Origin of the sequence: Colwellia sp. D2M02 (genome assembly GCF_018860755.1) — a bacterium.
Classification (GTDB): domain Bacteria; phylum Pseudomonadota; class Gammaproteobacteria; order Enterobacterales; family Alteromonadaceae; genus Colwellia; species Colwellia asteriadis.
This window is the reverse complement of record NZ_JAHKPW010000054.1, coordinates 21,541-40,887: the sequence shown is the minus strand read 5'-3', so window position 1 is coordinate 40,887 and position 19,347 is coordinate 21,541. Positions and strand designations below refer to the sequence as shown.

Below are 19,347 nucleotides of genomic sequence, written 5' to 3'. Positions count from 1 at the left end.
ATTTTTGCTGATATTTCAGATTGTTAAATATCTCTTAAATTGAGTTCAGGTTAATTATCCTGCTGGCTGCACATAAGGTTGTACTGGAATTATTTTAGAGCCATGCTCTTCGACAATTTCCATTATTCTTAATTGTAATTCTTCGGCAACAGCTTGATAAGTAGGAAAGCTTTGAGTGCCCACATAAGCAAAAACATTGATTTCTAAACCATGTAAGCCAAACCCTTTAAAAGTGACTCTAAGTGGGCTTTCAAGCACATCTTCATGGTTTTCAAGCAAAGCCTTAATATCAGCAATAATCGCCTTTAACTGCGTAGTATTAGTGCTGTAAGGTAAGCGAATATCGGTTTTAAAGCGAATTTTCTCGCGTTCAGAAATATTCTCAATTTCCATTTCGGCTAATTTAGCATTGGGTACGTGAATTACCGTTCTGTCTAAAGTACGAATGCGGGTACAACGTAAGCCTATTTCTTCAACGGTGCCACGCATTGAGCCAAACTGGCATAAATTACCAACTCTAATGGGCGCTGCTGAATATAAGGTCATGGTACCAATGAGGTTTTCTATTGACTGCTTGGACGCTAAAGCAATAGCAATGCCACCAATACCCATACCTGCGAGTATGGCACTGGCGTTAAAGCCTAAGCTTTCTAGCCAAATCAGTATGGCTAAAATAAAAACAATAACACGAACAAAATTAACTAAAGGACGTAGTAGCGAAGCGCCTTGTTTATTACCCTTTTTAAGTAAGTGCTCACGCAACATTGACTGGAAAACACTAATAAGCGACCACACTAACCACATAATGCTTAAGATCAATAATACGCCATTTTCCATTAGCTCACTTGCACGTGCTGTTAGCTCTGTATTGGCGAGCCATGCTTGATTGACAGACAGCGCTAAAAATACGCGTAAAGGTCTAGATATCCACTTTGCTATTTCATTTTTTACGGTAAAGTTACTGCGTAAAACTAACCATTTTGTTAGCCAAGTTATTGGTAATACAATAATAAATGCAACAATAAGATAACTACTAAGTAGTGCCCACTCCCAAATATTCAGCTTAAAAAATCGCCCTTCAGGCGTGTGCTCAATAAACCATTCTGGTAAGGGGCCATAACCCAAATCACTATATAACTGAGGTATTTTAGCTACCGTGGTATTGGATACTTTCCAAACACTACCTGATTTACCACTAGGTACTTTTTGCAGTACTAAACTTATTTTTTCGCCTTGTATTTCTATAGTGCCAAATAATTCTCGATAGGTTGGTAAGTTGTCATTGGTATTGCCGTTTGGATCGTCACTGATTTCTTCTAAGTTAATCCAAATATTACGATCTAAAATGGCTTGTAATTGCTCTGCATAAACCGCGGCATTTTTAGCATTCATGGTGTCTGGTAAATAGCGAACATCGAGATACTGTGCTGCTTTAATATAATCAATATCGTAGGCTGCAGCGGCGGTAAAGCCTCTTAATGTACCACGAGGGGTGTCACGCTGTAATGGGTCAACGTATTTATAATCAACCACCATTTTTTTTGTTTCAACACTAGCAGCTTCTGCTTTGGTTTTGTTGAGCTGAGCGTTAGCAAGCGCAGTGTTTGCTGAAGCAATAGCAGAAGTTATGCTGATAAAACAGCATAGTAACAAGCCCATCAGAGCAGTGATTGAAGTGTGACGCATGAGTTAGGATCTCTAAAATAAAAGCGGCAAAATTTTAGCACTGAAAAGTGTTGATACCTAGCATAAGCGTCATGCTTTTTTTGAGCGAAAATAACCTCTTGATTAGGCGTTAGTTTGGGCTGCTCAATTTATACTCGGATGAAGGGGGATGGTGATAATAAAACCTAAACCTTGAGTTATGCTTTCATCAATAACTATTTCACCTTTGAGCTGTTGACTAACAATATTATAAATAATGTGCGCACCAAGACCAGTACCGCCTATACCACGTTTGGTGGTATAAAAAGGTTCAAATATATTTTGCTTTCCTTCGGCAGAAACCCCTTTGCCATCATCGCTGTATTTAAAGACGATGGTTTGGTTACTTTTCTCAACCGTGATGGAAATTTTACCTGCTTGGTTTGGCTCATAAGCATGAATGTGTGAATTAAAAATAAAATTAGAAATAATTTGCGAGAATGCGCCAGGAAAACTATTTATTGTTAAGGTGTCGTCGCAGACAAGATCAATGCTTAGTTGTGTTTTGCGTAATGTTGGACGTAACGACAATAAAATATCTTCAATGTAGTCTTTAACTAAAAACTCTCTTTGTTCTTCATGGGTTTGGTCTACAGCAACTTGCTTAAAGCTGGTGACTAAGTCTGCGGCACGCCGAATATTGTTCTCTGAAATTTTACAGGCCTCATCAGCATAGTGGAGATAATGATCCATGTTTTTCTTGGTTATTTTATTCTCATGATAAAGCTCAGTAATACGCGCAGTTTCTGATTGTAAAGATGATATAGCCGTTAATACTATCCCGATAGGGGTATTAATTTCATGGGATACGCCAGCCACTAAACCACCTAAAGAAGCCATTTTTTCTGCTTCAACTAATTGTGTTTGCGTATTTTTTAGCGCCGACATTGCCGTGGTTAAGTCGGTGTTAGCTTGGGTTAACTGTTTGGTTCTGTCGTCAACACGTAGCTCAAGTTCTTCATTTAATGATTTTAATGCCTGCCTTGCTTGGCTGGTTTGTTCTTTTTCACATTGTAACTCTTGAATTATATGCTGTTGTTGTTCAGCATGATTCTCTAAAAGCGATTGCTTTTCTTGGTAAAAATCTACCTTTTCGAGTAGCTCATCGGGAGAAAGGTTTGCTTTGGCTAATAACTCGGAATAGCAGGTTGACAATAACGCTTGTTCATTATCATTAAGTAACTCAATGCTTTTCATGGCATTATTGGCTGAAGCCATGCCAATAATACCGGCCAGAACACTTGTTGCTTGGGCTTTTAATTGCGCTAATTCTAAAATATTTATTTTTGTATTATTGTTCAGTTTTGCACGAGTAATACATAAGTTAATTTTATTTTTACGCTCAGTTAGTGGCAGATATTCAGCCAGTAGCACATCTATTTTATTGAGTTTCTCATTAAGAGCTATGTTGCTAACTAATGAAGTCGAGAGTGACTTTGCTTCATATGATTGGCCTAAGCCGACATTAAGAAACTCTTGGTTATGTTTTAATTCATCTTTGCGCGCATTATTATTTAATGAGGACATTAAAATATAGACACAAGTATTAATGAACAAGCTCCAAAATAAACTATGCCCGATAGGGGTATCAATATTAGAGCCTAATAATTGTTCAGGTTTAAGCCATGCAAGCTGAAATAAACCCGTTTGTAAAATGTCGGTATCAATCCAGCCACTACGAATAACAGAAGGCAGCATTGAGGTATAAAACCACACTAGCATTCCAATGAATATTGCAGAAAATGCCCCTCTTAATGTACCGTTTTTCCATAACATTCCTCCGACAAGAGCAGGTAATAGCTGTGCCATCGCGACAAATGATATAGAGCCTATTTTGACAATAACTTCCGACTCTCCAATACGTCTAAAATAAAATAAGCTCAGTAATAGCAATGAAACAACCACCGCCCATTTTACATAAAGCAGGTGGCGGCGTAAAAAATGTAATACTGAGAAGCGCTCGATAAGTGGCAATACTAAATGGTTGGTACCCATGGTTGATAAAGTCATGGTGCTTACCATGATCATGGCGGTACTTGCGGCAAAGCCTCCTAAAAACACTAAGGTAGCGATAACGGAATGACCTTCGGTAATAGGAATGTTAAGCAATAATAAATCAGTACTGCCGCCTTGTGTGCCAATTAATTGTCCTGCCATTGCGAGCGGTAACACCATTAAATTCACGAGCAATAAATACAATGGAAATTGCCATTTTGCTTTATCTAAAAATTTTTCATTTGAGCATTCAACGACGGTAACGTGAAACTGACGGGGCAGTGCAATGATGCCAATAACACCTAAGATCATGGAGGTAAACCAAGCTGATATAGGTGGTGGTTGTGAAAATGAACTTAATGTACCTTGTGCGATGTTTTCGGCATCTATTTGCGCAATTATGTCGCTAAAACCACCAAAAATAACAAAGCAAATTAGTAATGCGGAACAAATGAAAACGAGCAACTTAAATAAACTTTCTGCTGCCAAAGCGACCATCATTCCGGGGTGCTTTTCGGTAGGGTCTAAGCGTTTAACACCAAAAGCTATAGTGAAAGCGGCCATCATTAAAACAATAATCATATCTAACCAAGGCAGAATTACTTGGGCTTCGGCAGAATTATTATCAACTAGTAGCGTGAAAGTTGTAATAATAGATTTAAGTTGAATGGAAATATAAGGAGTAATGCCAACTAAACACAGTATGCTAATCAATGCTGCTAGAGCATGGGAGTTGTTATAACGAGTTGAAATAAAATCGGCAATACTAGTGGAATGATAAACGTTTTTAATTCGCACCATCTTTTTTAATATCGGCATAAACAGAATAAAAGCGAGAGTGCTGCCAATATAGAGTGCTATATGTTGTATACCTTGGCTAGAGGCTTGGCTGATATTGCCGTAATACGTCCAAGAGGTGCAGTAAACCGCTAAGCTTAGCGTGTAAGTGTAAGACGATTTTTTTATTCTGGTAGCACTTTTACTTGATGATTCACCCCAGCAGGCGATGAGATAAAGACAGCCGCCATAGAGAAATAACATCAAAAATGCTGAAAAAATAGAAATCACGTTAACTCACTATTGATCATTGTTGTGCTCGCTATTTTTATTATTGTCATAAAGTACGGTGCACAGAATAACGAGTAACCATAAAGCAAAGGGGTAAAGCCATAACGCCCAAATAGACAGTTGGAGTTGAGCAATAACCGGCCAACTAAATAACAGCACAAGAATTACTAATAATGTATATCTCACGCTATTCATCTGTGCTCCTTAATGATTATTTTTATACAATAATATTTTATTTATTCAGTATGTTAAGTACTTATCACCTTAGCAAAAAATGATTCCAATAAGCTATTATTTTTTTAATTATTTTGTTTTAACGTCTTGTTTATGCTTATGTTAGTTGTCAATTTATTATGAGTTTTGTTGTACTTAAGTCTAAATTGTAAGGGCTTTTAATCCAGGTTTTTAATACAAGTTTTTAGCCTTTTTTAGGGTGTATTTCAGGCGGTCAAAGTCAAAAAGGAAATAATAATGAAGTGTAGCAGCGATAAAATAAACGGGTAATCTAATAGTAGTTACCCGTTTTTTGACAATACTTACGCGGCATATTTTATTGTACAGTTTGTTAACTGTTTTGCTCCGTTTGCTCTTTCATAATACTAACTAGCAGCGCGGGTAAAAATGTTAAGGCTAACAATGTTGAAAATAAAATACCGCATAACACAATAATACCAACACCACGATAAAGCTCAGTTCCGTCTCCTGGAATAAATACTAATGGCGCTAAACCAAAAATAGTGGTCGCGGTCGACATTAATATCGGCATTAAGCGCTTTTCAACTGCCTGACTTACGGCTTGGCTGACGAGCATACCTTTTTTCATCATATTTTTTCGGGTTTGATCAACAATTAAAATAGGGTTGTTAACGACAGTTCCTAATAAAATTAAGAAGCCCAGCATAGTGATCATGTCTAAAGGTTGGTGAAATGGCGGTATACCTATATTGGTTAAGAGTGAATTAATTCCGTTAACTGTGATTAAACCGAGTAAACCACCAGCCATCCCTAACGGAATAGTCGCTAAAATAAAAAGCGGATAGCGCCAATGGGTAAAAATAGCGACTAACAGCAAGTAACTCAGCAAAACTGAAATAATGAAATTGGCCGAGAGTGAGGTTTTTGTCGCCTCAAGTTGATCCGCCGCGCCACTAATTGACACATTAATGCCCGGTGCTATTTTCCCTTGTTGCCATAAAACTGGCAGTAATTCTGTCCTTACTTGTTGCTCTGCTGTTTCTAAAGCAACGTTACGCGGTGGAATAATATAAACGGTAACGGTTCGTTTTCCATCGACACGTCGCAAGCTATTACTACTTTTAGTAATATGCAAATCAGTCAGCGCATTTAAGGGCATAACTTGCCCTGAGGGCGTTAAAATAGGAGCGGTGGCTAGTTGTTCAATATTTTGTTCATTGCCTGCATTACTGAACATAAAAATATCTACTTTATCATCAGCTAAGATAAATTCATCAACATAAGCGCCATCGCTTAGTGCCGCAATGGCATAACCTAGTTCACGGCTATCTAAACCGAGCTCGGCTAAGCGAGACCAACGTGGTTGAATTTCAATAAGAGGTTGGTTCAAACTTAATGAACCAGGGTCTGAGTTGATTTGTGGATTATCAAAAACTTGCTCAGCTTGTTGGTAAACGGCTTCTGCCGCTTGATAAAGTTCTACTAGGTTGGGGCCAGAAATATCAACAGCTACTGCCCGTGTACCGCCATCATTACTTGAAATAATAGAGCCTCGCGATGAAAATGCCCGCATGCCCTCATAGCTTTCGAACTTACTGGTAATGGCATCCATCATTGCTTGAATATTTGCAGAGTCTACAGGGGCACTTAAAAACCAAATTCGACCAACAGAAACCGACATTGAGTAGTAGGCAAGCGGTGGCATATTGGTTTCGCCTTGAGCAAAATTTTCATTAGGCGCATTCACATAACCATCAAAGTGGTTACGCAGCTCTTGTCCAATACGCTGCATTTCACTTAAATTATAGCTCGGCGGTGCAATCATCATTGAGAATGCTTTTGGCTCTTCGCCTTCAGGTAAGTATTCAGCGGCAGGCATTAATAAATATGCGGCAGTTAAAATAGCGAATGAGAAAGCTATTACGCTGGTTATTGCGGTTTTTCTGCTGCGAATAAAAAAGCCAACCAGTGATAGCCATTTAGATGAAAGATGCAGTTGCTTTTTTTGTTGAAAATCTTCGTTATGACCAAAATTAGCTAAAGCAACTGGCACTACAAAAATGGCCACCAGCATTGAGGCAATTATGGCGGCAGAAATCGCGATAGCGATATCTGAATAAAGCTGACCAGCTTCTTGCTGCACAAATAAAATAGGTGCAAATACTAAAATAGTGGTGGCGGTTGAGGCTAATACGGCAGGCCACACATCAGTAACTCCAGTAATAGCGGCCTTGAGTTTGCTTAAGCCTCGTTGCTTGGCTTGCATAATGCTTTCTAAAACCACAATGCTATTATCTACGGTCATACCAATGGCAAAAGCTACACCAGCCAGAGAAATCACATTAATGGTGCGGTTAAATAGCATTAACCCTAAAAATGCCGCAATCGTACAAATAGGAATGCCTAATACACCAACCAATGTTGCTCGCCCAGAGCGTAAGAAAAAATACATGACTAAAGTAGCGAGCAACGCCCCTAGTGCTAAGTTAATCCAAACATTTTCTAACGAGCTATGAACATATTTTACATCGTCACTGAGTAAAACCAGCGTTAAGCCATTATGTTGTAATAAATCACTATTGATTTGCTCTACAACCGTCAACATCTGCTCTTTTATGGCAAGTACATTTGAACCACTTTCACGTCGTACAGATAAACTAATAGTGCGCTCGCCGTTGTTATATGAGAGCCCACGGGTTTCAAAGTGATCTAAACTGACTTCGGCAACATCTTTGAGTAAAATATTGGCATTGCCTTGGCGCAGTAAAATAAGGTCTTCTAACTCATTTAGGTGTGTAAACCGACCAACCATCCGCATTAAGTAGCGCTCTTTGCCGCTTTCAATATCTCCAGCAGAGGCATCGGCATTACGGTTTCTAATCGCCGAACGTACTTGGCTTAAACTAATGCCACGTTGGGCGAGTTTGGCCGGATCTACTTTAATTTGTATTTGTTTAGCTGAGCCACCACCGACTCTAACCTCTGACACACCGGCAACGCTTTCCATTCTGGGACGTATATAATCTTCGGCGTAGTCTTTGATTAAATCCATATCCAATTGCAATGGATTACCAACTTGTGGCTTTAAAACAAAATACATAAATGCATTGCTTGAAAAAGAACTGGATAATAACCTAGGTTGGTCAACATTTTCAGGGTAGGTTGGTACTTGGCTTAAGGCATTGTTTACATTAAGCAGTGCGTCACTAATATTGACACCAAAAGGGAACTCAAGCTCGATAGTGGCTTCGCCCATTTCAGCATAAGAAATCATGCGCTGTAGATTAGGTAAACTGCGTAAGTAGCGCTCTTGTTCAATCAGTATTTCTTTTTCAACATCTTGTGGTGTTGCACCAGACCAGCCAGTTTGTACGGTAATAGTGCGCACTTCCAAGTCTGGAATCATTTGTACGGGAATTTTTAAAGCCGCAACTACTCCTAAAATACACGTGATTGCCACAATAACCGTCACTAAAGTACCTTGTTTAATTGTCGCCTTAAACATTAGTTACTTTCCTTAACCGTAATATTCTCAACGGGAGTGCCTTCGGTTAATAATTCATTGCCTGAAACAATAATGGCTGAGCCTTTAGGAATACCAAGTACAGATACTTGCTGGTTTAAATGTTCTAGTACTTTAATGCTATAACGCTTTATTTTGTTCTCTGTTGCAGAAAAAACACTATAACTACCATCGGGGTGACGCTTCAAAGCAGCTTTAGGTACAACCATGTGCATTGTTTGCTGTGGAAGAAGAATTTCAGCGCGTGCAGAAGTCCCAGGAATAAAATGGCTATGCTGAGGTAAGTCAATACGCGCTTGTACTGTTCTGCTTAATTCACTTGAAATAGCAACAATTTTTGATAACGCTAAACGGTGCGTTTGTTGTATATCCAAATCTGAGCTTACTGCGGCCATTGGCGCTTTTTGGCGCTGTAAAGTCGCAACATACTCTTGAGGAATATCAACAATCAGACGTAAATTCTGATCAGATACTAATTGAAATAAGGAAGTTTGTTGCCCAACCCATTCACCAATATCAACAGTGCGCTTGGCAATAATGCCATCAAAAGGCGCAGTGAGTATGTGGCGGTTTACTATTTCTTGCTGTAGGGCTAGCTCTGCGGTGGCTTTGGCAAGTAAAGCCTGACTATTGGCGCGGTTTGCTTTACGCTCAGCTAATAAGGTGTTGGTAACCACTTGCTTTTTTGCTAACTCTATCACTTCTTCATGTAGACGTTGCGCTTCTTGATACTGAACTTTTGCTGACAATTGCACAGCTTGTGCTTGTTCAAGTTGTATTTTTGCTAGGGTATTATCAAGGGTGAGTAGTACTTGCCCTTGGCTTACATGATCGCCAGCTTCGACTAAAATAGTCGCGATTAAACCCGCTTCACGACTGGCTAAGTTAGCATCTTGTTGAGCAACTACAGTACCGGTTAATAAGAGCTTTTTATTAACGGTTTGTTGTTTCGGGTAAATAACGTCGACCGTAATGGCATAACTTGGTAAGGTCAAAGTTAGTGTTAAAAAGCTCAAGAGCATCAAAGACAGTAATTTTAAAAACATAACACACTCAAATGATAATAATTATCATCTATTGTGTGATATTTTTTGGCTAAGATCATCTTTTTTCGACCAACAAGCTGTTTTTAGCTGTAAAGTGCCCTTGACCTGTATCTATACTGTACCTATAACTAAGTGTTTCACTCGTGACTAATATCGCGTTATGGCTAAACTAAGGTTAATTAATAAGGAATAACATGGCTACTATAAACTACCCCCTTAAAGGAGCTTGCCAGTGCGGCGGTGTTACTTATGAGTTGTTAGCTCCACCTTTAGCTATTGCCGCATGCCATTGTCGAGCGTGTCAAAAGCTTTCGACCAGTGCTTTTAGTATTACCGCGATTGTGAAAGCACAAGATATAAAGTTTTATGGTGAAATGAAACATTGGAGTCGCTTGGCTGATAATGGTAATGAAAACGCAGGAAAGTTTTGTCCTACCTGCGGAAATCGCATTTATCATATTAATCCAGCCGAGCCTGAAAAAATTAAGCTCAAGCCGAGTACATTAGAAGATACCAGTATTATTAAACCGACGATGCATATTTGGACGAGTGAAAAACAAGCATGGTTTGATATACCGGCAGGCGTAAGTACCTTTGAAAAACAGCCTTTTTAAACGGTCTAGCCTAGCTAAATAGCTAACTAACCCGAACTCAGGCTAGTTATTCTGTTTATCATTATAAAAACCTATGTAGCGCTTGGCTTGATGTATCAGCTAAGCACTACTTATAGAGTAATTTTATCTTAAATGTTGATGGCGTTAGAGCTGAAATGGCTATTGCACTAACTCAAGTGCACGTACTTGTAAGGTTGCTTCGCCACCTTTTTCATCAGTTAAGCTTGGCGTTAAATAAAGCGCATTAATTTGTTCTAACACAATGCCGTGATCTACGGAGCTTTCTGGTGTCCAATCTGGGCGTGAAAAACCGCTAAAGTCAACTTCTTCGGTATGCCATTGTGTCGCGGCAGGTAGCTTTATTTGGTAATGGGCGTAGCTTTTATCTCCATCTTTTCCATAATGCTTTTGTGATAATTTAATTAGCAGTGGAATATCACACTTATAAGTGAGCTTTATACGCTTAGTAGTGGCTAACATTGCTGCTTCGGGTGAATAAATGACTTCTATCCATGAGTTGCGTTTGGCATCAACACGTGGGATACGTTTGAAATTGACCCAAACACCTTGATCAGTAACTAAGCTTTCATTAATGTTCGCTTCACTGCCGTATGGGTCAGTTGCATAACTCCATTGACTTGCTTCTAACGGGGAATAATTTTCTTTGGCAGATACTGAGGTTGACAGTATTGTTGAGGTGGTTATCAATATAATGAACATATTGATAAATAAGGTTTTAACAGAAACGGACATTGTAGTTTTCCTTAGTAATTCTTATATAAGAGTAAAATATAACAGTAAATGTATAACAGTAAGTAAATAAAAAACAGAGCACTAAACAATACTCTGCTTTGAGCTTGTAATCTAGCTTAAGCTCTTGTTTTATGTAACTTGAACTCAGATTACTTCTTAATAGATTGTGCTTTCCATAAGTAAAATAATACGGGTAACACCAGTAAAGCTAATAGCATTGCGCTGATCATACCGCCAACCATAGGTGTGGCAATCCTACTCATTACTTCTGAGCCTGTGCCTGTACCATACATTATTGGCAGTAAACCAATAATCACGGTACCTGCGGTCATCATTATTGGGCGTATTCTCATTCCAGCACCTTGTATTACTGATTGCAGAATATCACTTTTCGTGAGTGTTTCTTGGGCGGCCTGCTTACTTTCAACAACTTGTTGATAAGCTTGGTTTAAGTAAACTAACATCAACACGCCTATTTCAACGGCAACGCCTGCTAAGGCAATAAAGCCAACGGCAACGGCAACTGAAAAGTTAAAGCCTTGTAAGTACATTAGCCAAATACTACCGACCATAGCTAATGGCAGTGTGCCTAAAATTAGTACTACTTCAATCACATTTTTAAAGTTTAAATACAACAAAACAATAATAATAAGCAAGGTTAGTGGAATAACATAGGTTAGCTTGGCTTTAGCGCGCTCCATATATTCGTATTGACCTGCCCAAGTAATAGAGTAACCTGCGGGTAAGTTTAGTTGCTCGTTAACTACGGCCTGTGCAGCAGTCACATAACCGCCAATATCTCGTGCTTCAATGTCAATAAATACCCAGCCATTAAGGCGGGCATTTTCTGATTTAATACTTGGCGGCCCATCTTTAATCGCAATGGTTGCAACATCACCCAAGGCTATGCGTTGCCCAGACGGTGTTACTATTGGCAGCTTGGCTAATTGCTCCGGTGAATTACGGTAATCTTGCGGGTAACGTAAGCTAACCGGGTAGCGCTCTAAACCTTCAATAGTCTTGGTGACATTCATTCCACCAATAGCAGTAGCAATAACTTGCTGAATATCATTAATATTTAAGCCATAACGAGCCGACTTAGCACGTAAAATATCAACATTAATATAGCGCCCGCCAGCAACGCGTTCAGAATAGACCGAAGCCGTGCCGTTAACTTGTGGCAAAATATTCTCAAGTTGCTGACCAATATCTTGAATTACTTGCAAGTTTGGCCCAGCTATTTTTATACCTACAGGGGTTTTAATACCAGTAGCAAGCATATCTATACGGGTTTTGATTGGCATTACCCAAGCATTAGTTACCCCTGGGAGTTTAACTAATGCATCTAGCTCATTTTTCAAACTAGCCGTAGTAACACCAGCGCGCCATTCACTTTGTGGTTTTAGCTGAATAAATGTTTCTATCATGGTTAAAGGCGCTGCATCGGTTGCCGTTTCAGCGCGACCTACTTTGCCAAACACGGTTGCGACTTCAGGCAAGGTTTTAATCAGCTTGTCTGTTTGTTGTAGTAATTGCCGTGCTTGCCCAATAGAAATACTTGGGTATGTGGTTGGCATATACATTAAATCACCTTCATCCAACGGAGGGATAAATTCACTACCAATTTTATTTACCGGATATAAGCCAGCTCCTAAAATAATAACAGCGGTGAACACCGTAATTTTAGGAAAATTGAGTGCCGTTTTGAGTAGTGGCATATAGGCAGCGGTTAATGCTTTATTAATAGGATTTTTATGTTCAGCTAACACGTTGCCGCGAATGAAATAACCCATCAACACTGGCACTAAGGTAATTGCCAATGCGGCAGAAGCTGCCATCGCATAGGTTTTGGTATAGGCGAGTGGTGAAAACATTTTTCCTTCTTGTGCTTCTAAGGTAAATACCGGCACAAAACTTACGGTAATAATCAATAAACTGAAAAACAGCGCTGGACCAACTTCGCTGGCAGCGTTAATGACTAATTGCCAGCGTTTTTCATTACTGAGTTTTTCTTCTGGAGGTAGTTTTTCAAGGTGCTTATGCATGTTTTCTATCATCACAATAGCACCATCAACCATAGCGCCAATGGCAATGGCAATACCACCTAATGACATAATATTAGCGTTAAGCCCTTGTGCGTGCATAACCGTAAAAGCGGTTAGAATACCGACAGGAATACTGAAAACAACCACAAGGGAAGAGCGTAAATGAAAGAGGAAAATAATGCAGACTATGGCCACCACGACAAACTCTTCAACAAGTTTAGAGGTTAAGTTATCAACCGCTCGCTCAATGAGCGCAGAGCGATCATAAACCGTCACTATTTCAACGCCGTCAGGTAAGCCTTTTTTCAGTTGTTCAAGCTTACTCTTGACGCGATTAATCACTTGCTGCGCATTTTCACCAAAGCGCATAACGACAATACCGCCAACCGTTTCACCCTCACCATTAAGTTCGGCGATACCACGACGCATTTGCGGACCAGTAGTAATGTCAGCAACATCTTTTAGTAGTAGCGGCGTGCCATTTTCATTAACACCTAAAGGAATATTTTCTAAATCATCAATACCTTTGAGGTAACCTGTTGCGCGCACCATATATTCCGCTTCAGCCATTTCCACAACCGACGCACCAACTTCTTGATTACCTTGCTTGATTGCGGTTTGAATTAACGACAGTGGAATACCAAAAGCACGTAATTTATCGGGATTAACCTGTATTTGATACTGTTTAACCATGCCGCCTAAAACACTCACTTCAGAAACACCTGCAACTGTTTGTAGTTCGTATTTTAAAAACCAGTCTTGAATACTGCGTAATTGACTTAAATCATGTTGACCGCTTTTATCAACCAGTGCATATAAATAGACCCAGCCGACACCAGTGGCATCAGGGCCTAATTGTGGTTTTGCTTCCGTGGGTAGATTAGGGGCTACTTGGCTTAAGTACTCTAAAACACGTGAACGTGCCCAATATAGGTCGGTATCTTCTGAGAAAATAACGTAAACGTAAGAGTCACCAAAAAATGAAAAGCCACGCACTGTTTCAGCACCAGGTACCGATAACATCGCGGTAGTTAATGGATAAGTCACCTGATCTTCAACAACTTGTGGTGCTTGACCTGGATAGCTTGTTTTAATGATTACCTGTACATCAGACAAATCAGGGAGTGCATCAACAGGGGTATTTTTAAGTGAATAAATACCCGTACCAATGAGCATCAATGTACTGAGTAATACCAGTAAGCGATTGGTCACAGACCAACGAATAATAGCGCCGATCATTTGGTGTAAACCTTATTTAAACCTGCTTCTACCGTATGGGCAGCGCCGTGATCATGAAAATCACCATGATTATTACCTTTCATTGCCATAGCCTTGATAATAATAAAATCTCCGTCATGAATTTCGAAGGTAAACATTAAGTAAGCACCAGTAGCAAATAAACCGATATCAACCGCGTCATCCACGATAAAATCAACGCTGGCTGCGGGTCTGTTCCATTTTTCAATAGCTTCACGGTCAATGGTAACCATGCGATGATCTGCCATAACCGAAGTGACCGTACCATGAACCATAGCGCTACTGACTTGTGAGGTATTTTGCTCAGTACCGTGTTTGTGTGCATCAGTGCTATGTTCGTCAGTGCTATGCTGATTATTACCATACTCATCAGTCATGTGTGCGTGCTCTGAAAAAGCATCCATGCGTTTAAAGTCAGATGATTTACTTGATTCAGAATCGAGTAAGAACTGCGCTGAGCTGACAATTTTTTCACCAGCGTGCAAGCCAGTTAAAATTTCAACATGATTATTGTCAAAGTGACCAACGGTAACGGCAACAGACTTGAAGTATCCATCACCTAAAGCCAATACCACGCGATCTTGATGGCCGGTGCGAATTAGAGCTTCACGAGGAATTTGTAATACTGGCTCGCTAGCACTGACATTGAGGGTAACTTGTGCAAACATGTTGGGCTTTAAGTAACCGTCACTGTTGTCAAACTTTAGCCTTACAATGCCGGTGCGTGTCGCAGAGGTTAGCATAGGGTGAATATGAGCGACGGTACCCGACCACACTCTGCCAGGAAAATAATCTAAGTGCATAGTGGCGGTGTTACCCGTGGCAACGTTAACAATATCTTTCTCAAAGACTTCTGCTTTTAACCACACTTGGCTTAAATCAACAATAGATAGCATCATAGTTTCAGGCTTAACATAAAAGCCTTCGCGTATGTCTAAACTTTCAACCACACCATTTTGAGGGGCATAAAACGTTACATACTGCTGTACTCGTCGGGTATTCTTTAGGGTAGTAATAGCGCTTTCAGGTAATTGTAAAGCCACAAGACGGTTTTTGGCTGCGTTGATCAAACGTGTGTTTTTTCGATCAAGTGCAAGCAATAACTCTTCTTGTGCATTAACGAGCTCGGGTGAGTATATATCGTACAGGGGTTGACCTTGCTTAATAGTATCGCCAATGGCTTGAATATGGAGTTTTTCAATCCAGCCTGCTACGCGAGGGTGAATATGTATCAACTTATCTTCATTGTAGGTAACATAACCGACGGTTTTAATTTCATTATTTAAAGACTTTAAACTCACCTCGGTAGTACGTACGCCTAAGTTATTAATGACACTTGGCGAGATACTAATAGTACCAGGCCCTTCATCAAAGGCGTTATTTTGCGCGGTATTACCGTAGTATGGAATTAAATCCATGCCCATCGGCGATTTTCCTGGTTTGTCTCGACGATAGTTAGCATCCATTGGTGCTACCCAATAAAGTGGCTCGGCTTTAGCTGGAGTGCTATTTACGCTAATAGCGTTTTCTGTAGTGTCTGGCATACTATGATGCGTAGTATTATCACTCAACAATATAACTAAAATTAAGGTCAATAAAATACCGATAGCTAAACCTACAGCTAAGCCAACAAGTGGACTGGCAATAATACTTAAGCCGTTAGCACCTTTGTGTTGAATATTTTGGGATTGAGAGCTTTGTGGTGCTGGTGGTTTTATATTCATGAATTCTCTCCTAGTGCAGCTAGGCTAGGTTGATTAGTAACACTGGGTTTTTGCGCGATAAATAAGTAGTTAAGCGCCAGTATAAGTTTTTGCTCTTCCACTAACAGGTTGATATGGTCTATTTCTGCGTTGAGTACAGCAATACGTGCGCGTACTACTTCAGCAAAATCGCCATCATCGTTGGTATAAGCAGAAAGCGCTGCTTCGGCTTGATCGTGAATTTGTGGTAATAGCTGAGTTTGATAAAGTGATTTTCGAGTTTGTATCCGTAGAAACCTTCCCTTAGCGCTATTAAATGAGGCGATTAATTGCCGTAATAACAATATTTTTTCAGTTTTAACGGATTCGGTTTGTGAAATAGCCGACTTAACCGCCATGTTTTGTTTATTTTCAGTAAACAAAGGTAAGTCAAAAGTCACTCCAACAGAGAAAAAATCACTTCTGCTTGCGCCGCTAGGAGTATCATCACGATAACCATAGCTTGCGTTAACTCCCCACTCAGGCTTATAAGCTTGCTCAGCGAGACTAATACCTGTTTTGTTTGAGGCTATTTTTTTATTTAACGCAAATACCGCTGGATGATTTGCGAATTGTTGTGCTAATTGCGTTGCTGATAACCACTGTTTACTTTGCACGAGTTCAGGTTTCAATAAACTAATATCGGGTAATGTACTACTTAAAGTGAACATACCTTGCTGCTCAAAAGCTACGTTAGGTTGAGTTGCTAATGACTCAACCTCAAACGGTGTTAACCACGGCGACATCATGCCGTGATACTTACTTTGTTGACCAGCAAAGGTATCAAGGCGCTCTTCTAAACGGGTTAACTCTAACTGCGCACGAATAATGTCTTGCTGGCGTGTTTTGCCAGCGGTTGAAGCATAATTAATTTGGGCAATGTCGGTTAGCTGATCAAACAAAGCACGATTTTTTTCAATTAAGGCAATACTTTGCTGCGCTTTAAATGCGTCTAGCCATAAGCTGCCTACCGTAACGGCAACTTGTGCGCTGCGGTCTTGGCGTAAATAAGGGTAAGCCTCACTGGACAGGTGCAGTTGTTGCTTTTTAATCGCTAAGCTGTCACCTCGCGCAAACATTTGGCTAATGCCTACTTTTACTTGCGTCATACCTTCTTGAGAAAAATCAAAACCATCGGTTGGTAAATTGTTGAGCCCGAGTGACATTTTTGGGTCGGGTAATGTTGCAGCAGCATTACTCAGTGACTCTATGGCTTGCTGTTGGTGTTGATTGCCCTTTAGCCAAGGATCATTTTGCTGCGCATAGTTTATAGCGTGCTGTAGGCTTAGTGTTTTTATGGCTGTGTTTGAATTATTCGCCGTAGCCAATGTTGCAGCACTGGCTGAGCTAATAAAAATAAAAGCGCAAAAGACAATAAAAACAAAGGTTATTACAGTTAAACACGTTGAGTAATACGGCGAACTATAAACCGAATTATTGTGCTTTATAGTTTGTTGCTTAGCCATTGCTTGGCTAGCTGTCTGGTGTTTGGTAAAAAAAATAGCAAACATATTCTCTCCAAAGAGAAATTTAACACTAGGGTTAATATATTCTTAACAGGCACTTACATGCGTAAAATAAAAACACTAACCATTGGTGTTAATAAAATGATGATAAATTAAACGATTATCGTTGAAAAATGAGAATTACCTCAAATTTTAGAGGCAATGAGGCTGTGATCAGCTAACTATCGGTGGACGATATAAAGAAGGTAAGGGTTGTGTTACAGGGGGGTTATTAACAAAGCTGATTTTGTTCGCCGTAGCGTTAATGCCACTATAGGCAATAGACTTTGAAAAAGCAGATGCACTAGAACAGCCACCCGTTAAACATTGGCAGTCTTGTGCGCAACATTGCTCGTTGCTATTGCTTGGTTGTTTTTTAGCGCTAATTTGCTGAGGGCTTTCATGGTGTGCGGTGTTAACCGACATCATAGGTTGCATTACTTCACTTGCAGAAGCACCATGTTGGCAATGAGCCATAGAGTTAGATGCACTGTTAGTGCTGGTATCATCACTCAAGATAACGCCACTCATTGAAGTCATTCCAGCCATACTATAAAACATAGTAACGGATGCCATTGATTGACCGACTAAGATCAAGCAAAGCAGAGTAACTAAAACTGTTTTATTAATAAGAGATGTCACAAGTTATACCAAAATTGATAAAAATGCGTGAATGAAAGTTAATTTTAACACTAACAAAATCAACAGTTCAAGCTGCCACTTGGTTTCGCCGTTATATTACCCAACTAGTTATGTTACTCAACTAATATCCCCTAGATAACAGTACTTAGATAAAATCACCTAAATAACAGCTTAACCAAGATGAAAATGTGTGGCGCTGCCGTTATTTTGCAAGCAATTGCTTTATTTCATCACCTGTTATTTTTTCAACAACCTTACCATTTTCAATGTGGATTATGGTTGGAATATTTCGAATATTAAAGTGAGTGAATAACACACCATTGTTATCTATATTGAACGGAAAACCTAATTGGTAAAGTGCAATAAAGTCGGTAAGTGCTTTGTCTTCTGTCCATAAGTGATTTACAAAGCCATGCCATGATTTATCACCTGATTGTTGGAATTTTTTGGTAATTGCTGACTGAATATCTTTGCAATCATTGGCCATTTTGGGTCTGGAATCTTTAAGGTACCAATCACACCAAGTCGCGGTAAAAAATAAAGTATGATTGCCAGTTTGCCAAGGTGCAATAATCTTTTGCTTCGCTTGTTCGCTGAGCATGTCATCGCTTTTACTCGCAAGCGTCTCACCTTTGGCGAGTTTAGCAATAAAAGTATCTAGTAATTCATCCGACTCGTGTGTTGTGTACACTACATCGTTATTGGTGTTAATAAGAACACTAAAAGGGGTTCCTACGAGCCCAAGCGCTTCACTAAGTTGCCCCTCATTATCAAGTAATACTGGCATAGTTAGACCAAATTTAGTGATAACGTCATCAATATATTTCATCTCTTCATTGATATTAATATTCACCGCGATAATATTGATTTTTTCACCATAGGTTTCATGAAGCTTTTGAAAGTGCGGCATTTGCGCCATACAGGGTTGGCACCACGTTGCCCAAAGTTTCAGGTAAGTAGGCTTTGATTTATCAAATTTAGCTAATGATATTGCTTTATTTGACTTAAAGTCGGTTAATTGAATGTCGTTTAAATCATCGGCGAATGCTATAGGTACTAAGGTAAAAACCAACATAATAAGTGAGAATAAGGCTTTCATGAATTTTGCACTCTTTACAGTAAATGATTAGGTATTGAGTATACCTTTAATCTAAGAAAATACGCTATCTGCAAATACAATCGTATTATGGAAAATATAAAAATGTTAGCTCCAACTGAAGCTTGATATACTGCGAGCGTTTTGGATAAAAAGTATCTA

The 19,347-nt window shown here is 39.5% G+C and carries 12 protein-coding genes; 1 reads left to right on the top strand and 11 read right to left on the bottom strand.

The genetic code is table 11. From position 1 onward, the window contains the following. Window positions 1-54: 54 nt before the first annotated feature. The 5 genes from KO495_RS08850 to KO495_RS08830 form a co-directional block, all read right to left on the bottom strand. Window positions 55-1,686: a mechanosensitive ion channel family protein gene (locus KO495_RS08850; RefSeq protein WP_252738888.1), complete on the bottom strand. Its 1,632-nt coding sequence runs from the start codon at window positions 1,684-1,686 to the stop codon at window positions 55-57. Between the two features lie 123 nt (window positions 1,687-1,809). After that, window positions 1,810-4,767: an ATP-binding protein gene (locus KO495_RS17735; RefSeq protein ID WP_215980050.1), complete on the bottom strand. Its 2,958-nt coding sequence runs from the start codon at window positions 4,765-4,767 to the stop codon at window positions 1,810-1,812. Window positions 4,768-4,776: 9 nt separating this feature from the next. Further along, window positions 4,777-4,962, bottom strand: coding sequence for a hypothetical protein (locus KO495_RS08840; protein ID WP_215980049.1), 186 nt, complete (start codon window positions 4,960-4,962; stop codon window positions 4,777-4,779). Between the two features lie 370 nt (window positions 4,963-5,332). Next, window positions 5,333-8,467 (bottom strand): efflux RND transporter permease subunit, encoded by a 3,135-nt coding sequence (locus KO495_RS08835; protein ID WP_215980048.1) that lies wholly within the window; start codon window positions 8,465-8,467, stop codon window positions 5,333-5,335. Further along, window positions 8,467-9,531, bottom strand: coding sequence for an efflux RND transporter periplasmic adaptor subunit (locus tag KO495_RS08830; protein ID WP_215980047.1), 1,065 nt, complete (start codon window positions 9,529-9,531; stop codon window positions 8,467-8,469). The genes KO495_RS08835 and KO495_RS08830 overlap by 1 nt, the downstream gene beginning before the upstream one ends. Window positions 9,532-9,725: 194 nt before the next feature. On the opposite strand from KO495_RS08830, the gene KO495_RS08825 reads away from it, so the two are divergent. Then, window positions 9,726-10,145, top strand: a complete 420-nt coding sequence (locus KO495_RS08825) for a GFA family protein (RefSeq protein ID WP_215980046.1) — start codon at window positions 9,726-9,728, stop codon at window positions 10,143-10,145. 159 nt (window positions 10,146-10,304) lie between these two features. Here KO495_RS08825 and KO495_RS08820 read toward each other — a convergent pair whose 3' ends face one another. The 6 genes from KO495_RS08820 to KO495_RS08795 all read right to left on the bottom strand — a co-directional run bounded on the left by KO495_RS08820 (window position 10,305) and on the right by KO495_RS08795 (window position 19,188). Continuing rightward, entirely contained in the window at window positions 10,305-10,898 is a 594-nt protein-coding gene (locus KO495_RS08820; RefSeq protein ID WP_252738887.1) for a hypothetical protein, read from the bottom strand. A 149-nt stretch (window positions 10,899-11,047) separates the two neighbouring features. Then, a complete protein-coding gene (locus KO495_RS08815) occupies window positions 11,048-14,182 on the bottom strand; it encodes a CusA/CzcA family heavy metal efflux RND transporter (RefSeq protein WP_215980045.1) in 3,135 nt (1,044 codons plus the stop codon). After that, window positions 14,179-15,924 (bottom strand): efflux RND transporter periplasmic adaptor subunit, encoded by a 1,746-nt coding sequence (locus KO495_RS08810; protein WP_215980044.1) that lies wholly within the window; start codon window positions 15,922-15,924, stop codon window positions 14,179-14,181. The genes KO495_RS08815 and KO495_RS08810 overlap by 4 nt, the downstream gene beginning before the upstream one ends. After that, window positions 15,921-17,453 (bottom strand): TolC family protein, encoded by a 1,533-nt coding sequence (locus KO495_RS08805; RefSeq protein WP_252738886.1) that lies wholly within the window; start codon window positions 17,451-17,453, stop codon window positions 15,921-15,923. The genes KO495_RS08810 and KO495_RS08805 overlap by 4 nt, the downstream gene beginning before the upstream one ends. Window positions 17,454-17,621: 168 nt before the next feature. Further along, window positions 17,622-18,089 (bottom strand): hypothetical protein, encoded by a 468-nt coding sequence (locus KO495_RS08800; protein ID WP_215980043.1) that lies wholly within the window; start codon window positions 18,087-18,089, stop codon window positions 17,622-17,624. Window positions 18,090-18,291: 202 nt separating this feature from the next. Then, window positions 18,292-19,188 (bottom strand): redoxin family protein, encoded by an 897-nt coding sequence (locus tag KO495_RS08795; protein ID WP_215980042.1) that lies wholly within the window; start codon window positions 19,186-19,188, stop codon window positions 18,292-18,294. Between the last annotated feature and the right edge of the window lie 159 nt (window positions 19,189-19,347).